Origin of the sequence: Cyanobacterium aponinum PCC 10605 (assembly GCF_000317675.1) — a bacterium.
Classification (GTDB): Bacteria; Cyanobacteriota; Cyanobacteriia; order Cyanobacteriales; family Cyanobacteriaceae; genus PCC-10605.
The window spans coordinates 1,394,343-1,409,462 of sequence record NC_019776.1 but is presented as its reverse complement, the minus strand read 5'-3'; the positions used below and the strand labels follow the sequence as shown (position 1 = coordinate 1,409,462).

The window sequence follows — 15,120 nt, the reverse complement described above, 5'->3', positions numbered from 1 at the left end:
ATGAATCAAAAACAAAACTATTTATTAATGGCTGAATATAACAGTTGGATGAATGAAAAAATTTACAGCATATGTAAGCAAATACCTCATGAAAAACTACATCAAAATTTAGGAGCTTTTTTTCTTTCTATTATTGGCACTTTAAATCATATTTTAGTAGCTGATATTATTTGGCTAAAAAGATTTTCCGACCATCCTAAAAATTATTCTAGTCTTGACTATATCAGAAGTATTAAAAAACCTCATTCCCTAAATCAAATAATATACGATCGCATTGAGGATTTAACGTTAGAGCGGGAGAAAATTGATCAAATAATCAAGGACTTTATTTTAGAAATTACAGAGGAAGACTTAGAAAATAGTTTCAGTTTCAATAATATGAAAGGAGAACATTTTAATAAAAAATTTTCTTATATTATTCTACATTTTTTCAATCATCAAACCCATCATCGAGGACAAGTTAGTACTTTATTATCACAACTAAATCTTGAGCTTGGGATCACTGATTTATTAGTTTTAATACCATCTTTTGATTTAACCTCTTGATTAAGATAAATTAGGTGATTTTCGGTGCTAAAGTATAATAGGACACATTTTTTATGATTTAGATAAAGTATGGATGCGATCGAAGTTAAAGGTATTCGCAGTTATGGTTATACAGGGTTATTTCCCGAAGAAAGAAGTTTAGGACAATGGTTTGAGGTAGATTTAACTCTATGGGTGGATTTACAACCTTCTGCAAAAAGCGATGACATAAAAGATACATTAGATTATCGTCAAGCCATCACTATTGTTAAGCATATTATCAAAACCGCTAAGTTTGCGTTGGTAGAAAAATTAGCCGAGGTTATTGCTCAAGATTTATTGGAGATGGAGAAGGTAAATCAAGTTAGGGTAAAACTATCTAAGCCAAATCCCCCTATTCCCGACTTTGAAGGTTCAATTACTATTGATATTACTCGCTCAAAATAAGGAGCAAAGGTGAATAGTGTTGGGGTGAATAGTTGATAATTACTCGTTACTCATTGCTTTCTTCTAAAACCTGAAACCTGAAACCCTGTACGGGCGAATGGCCATTCGCCCCTACTTCTCCCTCATCACCTCATCACCTCATCATCTCATCTCCCCAACACCCTAACACCTGCAACCTGACACCTAACCTTTTCCGATATTCTTAAACCGAACTGAGGTTAAATAATTCCCTAAACGGGTTGGTTGTTGGTAAACTTTTTTAAGGGTGTTTATATCTCTGGGTGAAATTTGGGGGATTTCTCTGGTATGAGCATAATACATTATATCCTGTGGATTGTCACTATGTCCCCAAATACCTAGGGCGTGTCCCATTTCGTGACTAATATTACTGACTAAATACTCAAAAATTTGATTCGGATTAACTGCGATCGCCATTTTGTGTTTTAATAAGGGAGGATTATCCTCTGTTAGATAAAACCTAACGCTTGTTGTGGCCGCTCGATTACGGGGTAAATCATATAATCCTGTTTCGGGGTTGATTTCGGCTTTAATGGCAGGAGGTTGACGAGTTATAACTATGTCGGCAATGTCTGCATTGTCTATCTGCCTTATTTCTATATATTCTTGCCAAGGTGCGATCGCATCTTTTACCGCTTTTTGCCACTGTTGAAATGATTGCAAGGCCGAAGGTGATAAATCATCTTCGGCAGGAGATTGAATGTAAACTTTGACGGGAAAATCAGTCCAAATCAAAGCTCCTGCCGGGTGAGTATCCAGTTGGGAAAAATAGTTTTCTTGGTTGTCTGAGTGCCAATTTTGTAAAGTTTGCGGCAAAGGATAAGTTTTAAAAGGGGGTAAAGATGATTCTGCTTCCTGACTAATGCTAGGTATAGCAAAGATAAATCCGATAAAGGTAATCAAAAATAAGGGAAAAATAACTTTAGTCAAAAAACGAATTGTTGGAGAAAGCATTTTAGTTTTTAGATTTCGGTTCTCATTAAATTAAGTAAGTCTAATTATCAAGAATAAAATGAGAAGGCAAAGGGATAAAATCACCATGTTTCCATGCAGTTTCTAACCATGGTTGTTTAGCAGATAATATATTTTTCATCGCTTCTTCTACAGTCTCTCCCTCAGAAATACATCCTTCTAAATCTTGAATCATAACAGTATATCCTCCTTCATTTTCGGGATGAAAAGTAATGAGATAATTTAAGTTCAAATAATCTTCTAATGCGGTTAATTTATCTTGAGTTTTCATCAGTGTATTCTCCTAATTTTAATCAGAGTTTAATCCTTTAAGATAGCACTCCTAAATCATTTGTAAAAAATTAATTATTAGAAAAAACGATGTAGAATTATCTAAAATTCTCAATAATCAACGATAACAATTAACTTATGGCAGATTGGAAAGTGATTGAAGGGGGTATAACCGCTCCTAAAGGGTTCAAATCTTCTGGAATTACCGCAGGGTTAAAACCCTCTAATGCCCCTGATTTAGCATTGATTTGGTCAGAAACAGAGGCGATCGCATCAGGAGTATTCACGACTTCAGAAGTAAGAGCGGCTTGTGTGGACTATTGTCGCCAAAGACTTCAAGACAAAGCTAGTGCCAGAGCAATTTTGTGTAATGCAGGACAAGCAAATGCGGCTACAGGAGAACAAGGTTGGCAAGATGCTTTAGATAGTGCCTCGGCTTTAGCTAAGGAATTAAATATAGATGCTAATAGTATCTTACTCGCTTCTACGGGGGTAATTGGGCAAAGAATCAAAATGGATGCTATGTTAAACGCCATTCCTCAATTAGTTAGTGAATTATCTGAAGATGGAGGAGAAGCCACCGCTAAAGCCATTGTTACCACCGATTTAGTAACCAAATCCATTGCCTTAGAAACGATGATAGATGGGCGCCCTGTGCGCATTGGAGGTATTGCCAAAGGTTCAGGAATGATTCATCCTAATATGGCAACGATGTTAGGATTTATTACCTGTGATGGGTTAGTTTCTACCCAGTTATGGCAACAGATGTTAAAACGGGCGGCGGATAAAAGTTTTAATCAAATTACCGTTGATGGTGACACTAGCACTAATGATAGTTTAATCGCCCTAGCCAATGGTCAATCTCGCACCCCTGCCATTACCAGTCTCGATGAAAATGGACAAAAACTAGAAGCCATGCTCACTGAAGTATGTCAGTATTTAGCAAAAGCGATCGCACGAGATGGAGAAGGAGCAACTTGTTTGATAGAAGTAGAAGTAACAGGGGCATCTACCGAAGCATCTGCCCGTCAAATTGCTAAAACCATTGTTGGTTCATCCCTTGTCAAATCGGCTATTTTTGGACGAGACCCCAATTGGGGAAGAATCGCCGCCGCCGCAGGTAGAGCAGGTGTACCATTTAAGCAAGAAGATTTAATGATTAAATTAGGGGATTTTCTCTTAATGGAAAAAGGACAACCTTTAAACTTCGATCGCACTTCTGCTAGTAATTATCTCAAACAAGCGGCCGCAGGGGAATACCTAAAGAATGATACCGTCTTAATTTCCGTTTCCGTGGGTGATGGTAGCAGTAGCGGTAAAGCATGGGGTTGTGATCTCAGTTACGATTATGTCAAAATCAACGCTGAATATACTACTTAACTCTGAGTTCGGAATTAAGATAAAAAAGGGCAAAGGTAAATAGTGAATAGTGAATAGTTGATAATTACTCGTTACTCATTACTTTCTTCTAAAACCTGAAACCCTGTAGGGGCGAATGGCCATTCGCCCCTACTTCACCCTCTCCCCTCATCACCCTGACACCTGAAACCTGCCACCTGAAACCTGACACCTACCTTTATTCAATATTCTTAAATAGAACTAGGGTTATATTATGTATTGGAATATTTTTTTACCTGTTTTTGTGATTATTCTGAGAAATATTTTTCCTATCTCTTTACTTTTAGCCATTATTTTTGCGTGTTTTCAGAGAATAGAACATTCAGGATATTTTCGTCAAATTTATTTGGGAATTTCTGGGGGGATAGTTGCTTCTATTTTGGTTGGCTCAGTCATTTCTCAAGGAATTAATAATATTGATTCAACCAGTAATAATGCTTGGATTTTCACTCCCTTGATTCTTAATATTTTTGTCTTTATCGCTATTTCTTTACTTATTTGGTTTATCTTGTGGTTTTCTCAACAGGCAAATTTTTGGCAAAATTTAGGTAGCACAAATGAGCTTTTAATGGGAAAAAATTTACGATTAACTATTTTTTCTTTGGCTTTATTTTTAGTTTTAATCAAAGGAATAAATATTTTTTTGCTTTTAAATGTTATGCCTGAGAATAATTCTACTTACGTTAATTTGGCAGTAATAGCATCTCTACTTTTAACAGTCTTGATGACCCTTGCTTTTGTTTATTTACAAACTAGATTAACTAATCATGTCTTTTTTAGAATTGCAGGAATATTTTTAATTTTGGTTACAGGAGGATTAATCATTGATAGTTTATATAACTTAGATGAAAGTCTTTTATTTATCAATGAATTAGACACTACAGCAAATTGGTGTTTATTCGAGCAAAATTCTTGTTTATTGGGTTCAATATTATGGTCTAGCCATGAAATTTTACCAGAAGATAAATTTCCCTTTATTTTGATGAAAATAGTTTTTGGTTATCACGATATAGTATATATTATCCCTCTAGCTATTTATTTACTATTTGTATTTATAGTGGGTAAATTTTATTTTCAAAACCTAAAAAATTTATCTTGATACAAAATCAATGTTAAATTAAAAAAGAACAAAAAATAATCTATTAACTATTAACAATGAATCTCCATAGTAATACAGAACAGAAATTACAAAATCGCCGATTTCTGGCGGGGGAATGTATTTTTCGAGAAGGAGATAAAGGTAATATTGCTTACATTATCGAAAAAGGTTTAGTAGAGATTACCACGGTGGTTAATGATTGTCCTACAGTTTTAAATACTTTGAAAGAAGGTGAAATGTTTGGAGAATTAGCATTAGTTGATGGAAGCCCTCGCTCTGCTTCTGCTTATGCAAAAACTGATGTAGTTTTAACGGTTGTAACGGGTGAACAGGTAAGAAGTAGAATTGATGATGCTGACCCCATTTTAAAGTTATTATTAATTGTGGTAATGAAGTATTTTCGTTTAGAAACGGGAAGATTAAGAAATAGTAAAATAGATATTTCAACAGAAGATATAGAACAAAAAAAACAAGAATACCAATCAAAAATACGTCAAGCAATTGATTTAATACGTTTAGAAAGTGATTTACGCAATGGTTTTAAAAGAGGGGAATTAACTTTATTTTATCAACCAATTATTAATTTAAAAAATAATCAAATTGCAGGGTTTGAAGTATTATTACGCTGGTTTTGTCACAAGAGAGGTCATATTGCTCCAGATATTTTTATTCCTTTAGCCGAATCAACTTCTCTAATTATTCCCATTGGAGAATGGATTTTAGATCAGGCATTAGACACAATTAAAAAGATAAAAACTATAACAGGTAAAGATATTTTCCTAAGTATTAATGTAGCTGAAAAACAAATTTCTGATGGCAATTTCCTCCCAGTTTTAAAAGAAAAAATTAACCAATCAATGGTCAAGCCTAGTCAAATTAAACTGGAGATTTTAGAGAGAAGTTTATTTGAAGGAGAAGACGCACTTTTTTTAGTAGAATTTTGTCGAGATTTTGGTTTACCTTTAGTTATAGATGATTTTGGTACTGGTTATGCCAATTTAGCCTATCTTAAAAACTTCCAATTTGATACAGTAAAAATCGATAAATGTTTTGTACAAAACTTAGATAGTAATTGTAAAGATCAAACAATTTGTCGTGCTTTAATTGATTTATCTCACGGTTTAAATATGACGACTGTTGCTGAAGGTATTGAAAATGAAAAACAATTAGATATTTTGCTTAATTTGGGTTGTAATTTCGGACAAGGATATTTATTCTCTCCTCCTGTTTGCCTAGAAGATGCGATCGCACTTTTGCAAATCCATTAAATAGTTATAATGGAATGGTGAGATAAGATATGGGAATGATTTTAAGGTCAAAGTAAAATGGGCAAAGGTTATTTATCTAATGTATTGATTGTGGAAACAAGTAACGCTTGTACCTCATTTACTTTATCTATTGTTAAATCTATCCATTCAATATTTTCAATTATTTTTACTTCTTTACTAATAATTAATTGAGTTTCTAATTCTCTGGAAGAACCTAATGCTATATGCAAAAATTGGAGATATTCTTTAGTGGATTTTCTTCCGTAACCTTCTGCTATATTACTTGGGATAGAGATGGCACAACGATTCATTTGAGAAACTAATCCATATAATTCTTTTTTAGGATAATTATTAGTTAATTTATAGACAATAACGGCTAAGTTTTTAGCTTTTTGCCAAATAAATTGATCTTTATAATTTGCCATGATGACAGAAAAAATACGATAAAATAACTGTTTTAATACATAGTATTGAGGTGTTTATCCTAACATAAAATATTGCACAATTATCCCCCTAACCTTTGCCCTTTGCCCCTTGCCCTTTGCCCCTTGCAAACAAACCCATTAAATTTTATTCCGAACTAAGTTATAATTGGGTCTGAATCAGCAAAACCAACCATTGTCAATCATAGTGGAAGTAACTTTTTTAGGTACAAGTTCAGGTGTACCAACTAAATCCAGAAACGTCTCTAGCGTTGCCCTAAGACTAACTCAAAGGGGAGAAATTTGGTTATTTGATTGTGGCGAAGGTACTCAACATCAACTTTTGCGTAGTGATTTAAGAACATCTCAACTGAAAAAAATTTTTATCACCCATATGCACGGGGATCATGTTTTTGGTTTAATGGGTTTGTTGGCTAGTTGTGGTTTGGGGGCGGATGCAAAAGATATTGAACTTTTTGGGCCTCCGGGGATTGAGCCTTATTTAAAATCCTGTATGAAGTATTCTTATACTTATTTCCCCTATGGTGTCACCATAAAAACCGTTGAACCGGGCTTAGTCTATGAAGATGAAGAATTTACCGTTACTTGTGAACTATTGAAACATCGAGTTACAGCCTATGGTTATCGGGTTTCAGAAAAAAATAAAGCAGGAATTTTTGATGTAGAAAAAGCGAAAAAAGCAGGTATTCCTTCTGGGCCTCTTTATGGCAAATTAAAAGCAGGAGAAACCATCACTCTCGAAGACGGTAAAACCTTTTCAGGAGTTGACTTTTGCGGTCCTACAGAAATAGGAAGGAAATTTGTTTACTGTACAGATACAGTTTTTTGTGAAAATGCGATCGCACTTGCGGAAGATGCAGATGTTTTAATTCATGAGGCTACCTTTGCCCATCAAGACGCATCGATGGCATTTGAAAAGATGCACTCTACCACCACGATGGCGGCACAAGTAGCATTAGCGGCACAGGTAAAAAAATTAATCATGACTCATTTTAGTCCTCGTTATGCTCCGGGTAATCCCATTCAAATGAAAGATTTACTCTCAGAAGCAAGGGCAATTTTTCCCGAAACCATTTTAGCCTACGATTTTTTCCGCTATGACATTCCCCGTCGTCGAGACAAAAAGATTTAAAATGCTATGGACAATAAATAGTCAAGGATTGATAATAATTAATCAAGAATAAATGCGGATGATAGGTTGCAATTTTGAAATTCTTTTATCGTTGGTGGCAAAAATACGGAAGACAAGTCATTTGGGGGTTAATTAGTTTAATCCTCACTTGGTTTATATATCGTCATCAGGGTTTTTTATTCAATGAATTGTTATATCGTTTGTCACCCTCTTGGTTATCATCTCCAAGTTTTGATCGTCAAGCACTTTATGAGCAAAGAACTATACAGGAATTAAGTAATAAAATTGAAACTTTAGAAAGTGAGAATCAAAAGTTAAAACAGATTGTTAATTATCAGGAAAAATACTCTGCAAATCTAATTCCCGCTAGAGTTATTGGCAGAAGCCCAGATGCTTGGTGGCAAATTATTACTATTGATGTGGGTAGTAATGATGGTGTGAAAAGAAATCAAGCTGTGATGAGTGTAGGAGGATTAGTGGGGAAAATTAGTGAAGTCACAAGTAATACCAGTCGGGTATTATTAGTCAGTGATTACAATAGTCGTGTTGGGGCTTCCCTTCCTCGCACGGGTTATCAAGGATTCATCAAAGGGCAATCCACTTCTATTGGTTTGATGGAATTTTACGACAAAGTATCTGATGTCAAAGTGGGAGACGTGGTGACAACTTCTAATTTAAGTAGTATATTTCCCCCTGATATTCCTATTGGTAACATAGTTGCGATCGATCTTAATAAAAGTCCAGCCCCCGAAGCAGAAATAGAATTTACTGCCCCCGTGGATTTTTTAGATTGGGTATTAGTTGATTTAAGTAGTAAGTCTGTTTTTGAAAACTAGAAATAAATCAATTTAATCTATAAATAAAAATTAAGTAAACATTAAAAAAATATTTATTTTTATCAGCTTATAATCTTAAGGATTTATAATTCTATCTATCATCTAATTAAACTATAAATCTAGGGAGAAAAAGAAAAAATAATTTAGAGTAAACTGTTTTTAAAGTTGGCATAATCTGTTTATAAACTTTGCATATATATCTTTGTCAACTTGTTTGTATAGCTTAATAGCTTTTAGTTTTTTATGTCTTAACGTTTAAAATAAGACTATTTACTACTTGCTCCAAATTAAATAATACTATAAAAAATAGCCTGTTAAATTAAAATAAATATATGGTTTTTAAAAAGACAAATTATATATTTTCAAGTATTTAGCCATATAAAAAATAAGATTACTGATAATTATTTAACGTTTTTAATGATATTTGTTAATAATCTTTAAATTGACAGATTTATTTTTTTTGTGTCATTGGTTTCATGGTTTATCGATTTTTTAACACATAAATTAGGAGATTTTTTCTATGAGTCAAGAAGCCGTGATTGAGTTTTTTGAGGCTGTGTCACAAAACGAACAGTTACAAGAAAGATTAATGAATATAATCGAATCATCAGAAAATGATCGGGAAGATGTTGCAACATTCGCTAGTGAATCGGGTTATGAAATTACTGCGGATGAACTTTGGGCAGAAATTCAAAAACGCCAAGCAGATTTTTCTCAGCGACAAGAGGCAGGAGAGTTAAGTGATGAAGAGTTGGAGGCTGTAGCTGGTGGAGAGTTTGTGGCAACAGCAATGAGTATTTTTGCTGTAACTGCTTTTACTGCAGGTCAAACAATTCTACTAACAACAAAGGTTAAATGGTAAGATAAGACTCAGATTTTGTATCTAGCCAAAAATAGACTGGTGAAGTTAGGAAACAGGAAACATTAGAGGGGAGGGAATTACAAGTAATTGTAATTCAGAATCTCCCATTACAATCTTTGATTTAATGGTAAGAGTCGTCAACATATCTATTGGGTGAGGGGATAGCCTCCCCTTGTTATTACTCAGACGCTTAACTTTTCACTACCCTAACCATTAAACTTAGATGCAAACAGCTTAATATGGGGTATATGAGAGTATTATTGATTGAAGATGAAAAAGATTTAGGAATAGCAATAAAGCGATCGCTCCTAGGACAAAATTATGTGGTAGATTGGGTAAAATCAGGACAAGAAGGATTAGATTTATTAGAAAATTCTAATATTAGCTACAATGTAGGCGTTTTTGACTGGTTGTTACCTGAATTATCAGGCATTGAATTATTAAAGATAATTAGGAAAAAAAATAACCCTTTACCAGTGTTAATGTTAACTGCAAAAGATGCAATGGAAAATAAAATTCAAGGGTTAGATGCAGGAGCTGATGACTATTTAATTAAACCCTTTGATATGTTAGAATTGTTTGCGAGAATTAGGGCATTATTGAGAAGATCACAAGAGATTAAACCATCACAACTAAGGGTCAAAAATTTGATTTTAGATTATCAAACTAATACTATTCAAATCACATTAAAGACAGATAAAATTAAGATCATTCCCTTGACAAAAAAAGAATTCCACCTCTTAGAATTTTTTATGCGTCATCCCCAACAAATTTTAACTAGAGATCAAATATTAGATCAACTTTGGGAAATAGGATCTGATACTATTAGTAATGTGGTAGCCGCTCAAATTCGTCTGCTAAGAAAGAAACTTAATCAATATGGTTATGGTGATTTAATTGAAACAGTTTATGGTTTAGGTTATCGTTTAAAATTGGATAGTTAGTTAAGTGAAATTTTGTCCATGTTGTTCAATATATTCATTAATAATTAATTCAATTAAGTTTTGGTAGGAAATATTATTTCTATTTGCTTCTTGCTTTAAAAAAGATAAATTTTTTTCTGTTAATTCTACTGGTATTTGAATTTTTATTCCTTTTAAAGTTAATTTTTCTGGTGGAGGTAAAAAGTCTTCCACTATTTCACCAAATTCTAAATCTTCATCAGTATATCTTATTTTGTTGTTCATATAGTTTATTTCCTTTTCGCCAATAACCCGCACCAAAAATTCTAATTCTTTGATGCCTATAAGTAAATCTTACAGTAATTATACCTTCATTCACTTTTCCAATGCAGAAAAATCTGTCTTCGTTTATACTATGGCTACAATCTTTAACAATAATTCTGTTTTTATCAAGAAAGGCTAATTGTGCCAATTCAAAAGATACATTATGTTTATCTTGATTAATTTTATTTTTTTTCTCATCCCATTCAAAACTTTCAATCATTACACAATTCTTATTTTATTTTTTATAATATATTGCACTAATTTATCATACTCAAAGCTGACTAATCAGAAATTCAATACTATTAATCTTTATTTATTGTTTTGACAATTTATGAGAAATTTAATTAATAATTGATAAAGAATAATTTAAAATATAAATATTTGAAACTTTAAGAATATTTAATAACTCATTATCATTGATTGAACTCAATTCGGCACTTTGTGAAAAGAAACAGGCTATTTCATCAAACTAAAATATCTCTAACTTGTTGGTATGCTAGTGTTTTTTCTGGCATTATTTCTCTAGGTGCTTTTTTTGTTTATGAAGCGATCGCACACGCTCATTATATAACTATTAATCAAGAATTAAAGACCGTTGCTGGAACCTTTCATGATACCCTTGAACCTTTATTGATTCAACCTAATAAGCTAGAAAAAAATGTCAAAGAAATCATCTTAGATTTGTGCTTGATTGATGAAAAATGTGGAAATCAATCTTACAAAAATCGTTACATAAAAGGATTAATTCAGCAGGGAAAATACTATCTGAAGTTTTATGATTTATCAGGTAATTTGCTAGGTAATGCAGGAGTTAAAATTGATAATTTATCCCTTAATTATTCCTTAGAAGAATTTACAAGTATTCAAGATAATCAAAATAATAATTATCGTCAAATATCCTTACTTTTACACACTAAAGAAAATAAAGAATGGGGTTATTTGCAAATAGGCAGAAGTTTAGAAGATTTTGATCGATATGTAAATAATATAAAATGGTTGTTATTATTAGGTTTACCTTTACTGATTATTTTGGTGATCATTGCCAGTTGGTATTTAGCAGAAAAAGCAATACAACCCTTAGCTCAATCTTACCAACAAATGCAACAATTTGGTTCTGACGTTGCCCATGAATTGCGTACCCCATTATCAGCGATAAAAGCAACTATTGATAGTGTTTTTTTAAGTCACAATTTAACCTTAGAAGACAGTCAAGAAACTTTTAAAATTATTCATCGGCAAAATGATAGACTAATTAATTTAGTCAATGATTTATTAATCCTCACTCGTCTTGATTCAGGCTTAGAAAATACGGATAAAATCAAAAAAAATAAAATCAATTTAGCTGATTTAATCAATGATTTAACCGAAGAATTATCTTATTTAGCATTAAAGAATCAGGTTAATTTAACAAAAGAAATAAAAGAGAGTAAGGTTTTTATCCTCGGTAATGAAGAACAAATATATAGATTATTAGCAAATTTAACTATTAATGCTATTAATTATAATCAAAAAAATGGTCAAGTTACTATATTTTTAGAAACAACAAAAAAAGAAGTCATTATAAAAGTAATTGATACAGGAATTGGTATTAATAAAGAAGAACAAAAATTAATTTTTAATCGTTTTTATCGAATCAATAAAGCAAGAAATAGAGAGAAAGGCAGTTGCGGATTAGGTTTAGCTATTGCAAATGCGATCGCGCTTAATCATGGTGGTAGAATAATTTTAGAAAGTCAAGAAAATCAAGGCAGTATTTTTACCGTTTATTTACCGAAAATCATTTCATCCTAATTTCATATTCTTTTGACAGAATCAAAGGTAAAGATAAAAAGAGAGAAACAGTCATGACAAAAGCAAGATTAATAAAAAAATCAACAGCTATGGCAACGATGACTATTATTAGCAGTATTGCTTTTTCCTTCAATATACCTAGTTATGCCCATGAAAACCACGAAAATCACGAAAATAAGGCTATAACTGCCAGTGTTTGGGATAAATCCACCGTTAACTATAACGGCAGTAAGAAGATTACCGTATATAGTAGCCCATCTTGTGGATGTTGTGGACAATGGATTTCTCACATGAAAAAACACGGCTTTGAGGTGACAGACATAAAAACCGATGATATAGAGGCGATTAAGAGGAAAAACAATTTACCCCCTGAATTAGCATCTTGCCATACTGCTATTATTAACGGTTATGTGATGGAAGGGCATATTCCCGCCAATGATATTAAGCGTTTTCTAAGCCAAAAACCCAGTAATCTTAAAGGATTAGCTGTTGCAGGGATGCCCATTGGTAGCCCCGGTATGGAATCTGATAAAATAAAACAACCCTTCTCTGTCTTAAGTTTCAATAATAAGGGAAATATTACAGTATTTAATCAGTATAAAAATTACTAAAGATAGTTTTTCTACTGTAAGCATAAGTTTTTCGTAAATTCTTATTGCTTTTCTCTTTTTCCTTTTCCGTAGCACAACCAGAAAATTTTAAGATAGAATTATAAAGTACAAGTTTATGTACTTATTGTCATGTTAACCAAACAAACAAATTATACCAATTTACGCCAGAATCTAGCCTCAATATTAGATGAAATCATCGAGGATCGTGGTATTGTAATTGTCAATAGAACAGGGAAAGAAGATGTAGCAATGTTGTCAGCTCAAGAACTGTCTAGTATGATGGAAACCCTATATCTACTTAAATCTCCGGCTAATGCGAGAAAATTATTAGCGGCAATGGAGCGTGCAAATGAACTAGAATGTGTTAAAATCGAGTCACAGAGCGTATCTGAACTTTGTGAGGAATTGAAAATTGAGCAATAAGGCCAGCAATAAGGCCGTTATTTTTGATAGTCAATTTAGGGATGACTTACGCTGGTGGTTTCGCAAAGATAAAAAAGTGAGTGAGAGAATTTTAAATTTAATCGAAGCTACTATATTAAATCCTACTGAAGGTATTGGTAAACCAGAACATCTTAAATATTTACCCGGTTCAACATGGTCAAGAAGAATAACTCAGGAACACAGATTAGTCTATCAAATAAGTTCTGATAAAATTATTTTTTTACAATGCCGATACCATTATTCATAATATCATAAAATGAAAATTAATCGTCGTCAATTACTAAACTTAACCCTATTTGCTACCACAGCAATAATAATTAAAAACCTTCAGCAAAATTCTAATCAAGATACATTATGGGCTAATGAATTAAAACCACAAATATATAAAAGTAAAAATGGTTTATTAGAAGTAGAATTAATCGCCCAAGAAACTCCTGTAAATATAGATGGAAAAACTGCTTATTTACTTACTTATAATGGGCAAATTCCAGCTCCTCGTTTAGAAGCAAAAGCAGGAGATAAAGTTAAAATTAAATTTACGAATAAACTAGCTCAACCCACAAATATACACTATCACGGCTTACATATTTCCCCTACAGGTAACGCAGATAATGCCTTTTTAGAAATTCAACCAAATCAAATCTTTAATTATGAATTTACCATTCCCGACAATCACCCCAGTATGACGGCTTGGTATCATCCTCATTTACACGGATACACAGCACAACAGTTATCAGGAGGATTAGCTGGATTATTTATTATCAGAGGAGAATTAGACGATATTCCCGAAATAAATTCAGCAAAAGAAGAATTTATCGTTTTACAAGATTTCCCCTTAGACAACAACGGCAGGTTAACTGATTCTCGAATGATGTCACTAATGATGGGTAGAGAAGGGGATGTCATTACAGTCAATGGAGAAATTAAGCCTCAAATTAGCCTTAATAAAGGAGAATGGTTAAGATTAAGGATTTTAAACGCTTCTACCTCTCGTTTTTATAACTTATCTCTCGATGATAACCCCTTTTATTTAATTGCTACCGATGGAGGTGCGATCGCATCTCCCCAAGAAATGACAAGATTACTATTAACTCCGGGGCAAAGGGCAGAAATTATGATCAAAGGAGAGAATAAGCAATCATCTCTTAAACTGATTAACTTACCCTATAATCGTGGGGGAATGGGTATGATGGGTAACGGTATGATGGGGGGTGGCATGATGGGAAGAAGAAATAACAACTCCCCGCAAATTTTGGCGACTATTAACCTTAATCAGTCTAATCAAAATAATCAATCTGTCTCATTGCCAAATCAGTTAAATACTATTACGGCTTTGCCCTCATCTAGTCAGGTAAGAAGTTTTACCCTTAATCATGGCATGGCTAACGGTATGGCATTCTTAATTAATGGCAAATCCTATAACCATCAACGTATTGATACGGAAGTAAAATTAAATACCGTAGAAGAATGGGAATTGATCAACACTGGTATGATGGATCACCCTTTTCATATTCACGTTAACTCATTTCAAGTGATTAGCCGTAATGATATTCCCGAAAATTTATTAGCTTGGCGCGATACGGTGTTAGTCAAACGAGGAGAAAGGGTAAAGATTCGCATTCGGTTTGAGGATTTTACTGGTAAAACTGTTTATCATTGCCATATTTTAGATCATGAAGACTTAGGCATGATGGGTAATTTGCAAATTAATAGTGAATAGATTTCAAAAGGGCAAAGTGAAAAGGGCAAGGGGCAAAGGTAATTAATAACTTACGTTA

General features: G+C 33.0%; 19 protein-coding genes. 14 read left to right on the top strand and 5 right to left on the bottom strand.

Annotated elements, in window-relative coordinates:
• Nucleotides 1–546, top strand: a complete 546-nt coding sequence (locus CYAN10605_RS05835; protein WP_015219013.1) for a DinB family protein — start codon at nt 1–3, stop codon at nt 544–546.
• A 69-nt stretch (nt 547–615) separates the two neighbouring features.
• Entirely contained in the window at nt 616–972 is a 357-nt protein-coding gene (gene folB, locus CYAN10605_RS05830) for a dihydroneopterin aldolase (RefSeq protein ID WP_015219012.1), read from the top strand.
• A 183-nt stretch (nt 973–1,155) separates the two neighbouring features.
• Here the strand turns inward: folB and CYAN10605_RS05825 are convergent, their stop codons facing one another.
• Nucleotides 1,156–1,944, bottom strand: coding sequence for a matrixin family metalloprotease (locus CYAN10605_RS05825; protein WP_015219011.1), 789 nt, complete (start codon nt 1,942–1,944; stop codon nt 1,156–1,158).
• A 40-nt stretch (nt 1,945–1,984) separates the two neighbouring features.
• On the bottom strand, nt 1,985–2,233 hold the full coding sequence (locus CYAN10605_RS05820; protein ID WP_015219010.1) for a type II toxin-antitoxin system HicB family antitoxin: 249 nt from the start codon (nt 2,231–2,233) through the stop codon (nt 1,985–1,987).
• Between the two features lie 137 nt (nt 2,234–2,370).
• On the opposite strand from CYAN10605_RS05820, the gene argJ reads away from it, so the two are divergent.
• The 3 genes from argJ (at nt 2,371) to CYAN10605_RS05805 (ending at nt 5,997) form a co-directional block, all read left to right on the top strand.
• The gene (argJ, locus tag CYAN10605_RS05815; RefSeq protein WP_015219009.1) at nt 2,371–3,612 is read left to right on the top strand and encodes a bifunctional ornithine acetyltransferase/N-acetylglutamate synthase; all 1,242 of its coding nucleotides are present in this window, start codon (nt 2,371–2,373) and stop codon (nt 3,610–3,612) included.
• A 232-nt stretch (nt 3,613–3,844) separates the two neighbouring features.
• On the top strand, nt 3,845–4,729 hold the full coding sequence (locus CYAN10605_RS05810; RefSeq protein WP_015219008.1) for an FTR1 family iron permease: 885 nt from the start codon (nt 3,845–3,847) through the stop codon (nt 4,727–4,729).
• Nucleotides 4,730–4,785: 56 nt separating this feature from the next.
• Nucleotides 4,786–5,997: an EAL domain-containing protein gene (locus tag CYAN10605_RS05805; protein ID WP_015219007.1), complete on the top strand. Its 1,212-nt coding sequence runs from the start codon at nt 4,786–4,788 to the stop codon at nt 5,995–5,997.
• Between the two features lie 68 nt (nt 5,998–6,065).
• Here CYAN10605_RS05805 and CYAN10605_RS05800 read toward each other — a convergent pair whose 3' ends face one another.
• Nucleotides 6,066–6,422 carry a four helix bundle protein gene (locus tag CYAN10605_RS05800; protein ID WP_015219006.1) on the bottom strand — a complete coding sequence of 119 codons (357 nt, stop codon included), beginning with the start codon at nt 6,420–6,422 and terminating at the stop codon, nt 6,066–6,068.
• 205 nt (nt 6,423–6,627) lie between these two features.
• On the opposite strand from CYAN10605_RS05800, the gene rnz reads away from it, so the two are divergent.
• The 4 genes from rnz to rppA all read left to right on the top strand — a co-directional run bounded on the left by rnz (nt 6,628) and on the right by rppA (nt 10,214).
• Entirely contained in the window at nt 6,628–7,572 is a 945-nt protein-coding gene (gene rnz / locus CYAN10605_RS05795; protein WP_015219005.1) for a ribonuclease Z, read from the top strand.
• Nucleotides 7,573–7,646: 74 nt separating this feature from the next.
• Entirely contained in the window at nt 7,647–8,408 is a 762-nt protein-coding gene (gene mreC / locus CYAN10605_RS05790; protein WP_015219004.1) for a rod shape-determining protein MreC, read from the top strand.
• Nucleotides 8,409–8,928: 520 nt separating this feature from the next.
• Nucleotides 8,929–9,270, top strand: coding sequence for a Nif11-like leader peptide family natural product precursor (locus CYAN10605_RS05785; RefSeq protein ID WP_015219003.1), 342 nt, complete (start codon nt 8,929–8,931; stop codon nt 9,268–9,270).
• Between the two features lie 248 nt (nt 9,271–9,518).
• Complete coding sequence (gene rppA, locus CYAN10605_RS05780; protein ID WP_015219002.1) at nt 9,519–10,214, top strand: two-component system response regulator RppA; 696 nt, start codon at nt 9,519–9,521, stop codon at nt 10,212–10,214.
• Here the strand turns inward: rppA and CYAN10605_RS05775 are convergent, their stop codons facing one another.
• Nucleotides 10,215–10,457 (bottom strand): hypothetical protein, encoded by a 243-nt coding sequence (locus tag CYAN10605_RS05775; protein ID WP_015219001.1) that lies wholly within the window; start codon nt 10,455–10,457, stop codon nt 10,215–10,217. It abuts the gene before it with no gap.
• A complete protein-coding gene (locus CYAN10605_RS05770; RefSeq protein WP_015219000.1) occupies nt 10,432–10,716 on the bottom strand; it encodes a BrnT family toxin in 285 nt (94 codons plus the stop codon). Before CYAN10605_RS05770 ends, CYAN10605_RS05775 begins: the two co-directional genes overlap by 26 nt.
• Before the next feature lie 221 nt (nt 10,717–10,937).
• On the opposite strand from CYAN10605_RS05770, the gene rppB reads away from it, so the two are divergent.
• From rppB to CYAN10605_RS05745, 5 genes are all read left to right on the top strand, one after another.
• Nucleotides 10,938–12,287: a two-component system sensor histidine kinase RppB gene (rppB, locus tag CYAN10605_RS05765; protein WP_015218999.1), complete on the top strand. Its 1,350-nt coding sequence runs from the start codon at nt 10,938–10,940 to the stop codon at nt 12,285–12,287.
• A gap of 53 nt (nt 12,288–12,340) precedes the next feature.
• Complete coding sequence (locus tag CYAN10605_RS05760) at nt 12,341–12,898, top strand: DUF411 domain-containing protein (RefSeq protein WP_015218998.1); 558 nt, start codon at nt 12,341–12,343, stop codon at nt 12,896–12,898.
• A 129-nt stretch (nt 12,899–13,027) separates the two neighbouring features.
• On the top strand, nt 13,028–13,321 hold the full coding sequence (locus CYAN10605_RS05755) for a type II toxin-antitoxin system Phd/YefM family antitoxin (RefSeq protein ID WP_015218997.1): 294 nt from the start codon (nt 13,028–13,030) through the stop codon (nt 13,319–13,321).
• The gene (locus CYAN10605_RS05750) at nt 13,311–13,589 is read left to right on the top strand and encodes a Txe/YoeB family addiction module toxin (RefSeq protein WP_015218996.1); all 279 of its coding nucleotides are present in this window, start codon (nt 13,311–13,313) and stop codon (nt 13,587–13,589) included. The genes CYAN10605_RS05755 and CYAN10605_RS05750 overlap by 11 nt, the downstream gene beginning before the upstream one ends.
• Before the next feature lie 9 nt (nt 13,590–13,598).
• The gene (locus CYAN10605_RS05745; RefSeq protein WP_015218995.1) at nt 13,599–15,062 is read left to right on the top strand and encodes a multicopper oxidase family protein; all 1,464 of its coding nucleotides are present in this window, start codon (nt 13,599–13,601) and stop codon (nt 15,060–15,062) included.
• Nucleotides 15,063–15,120 lie beyond the last annotated feature (58 nt).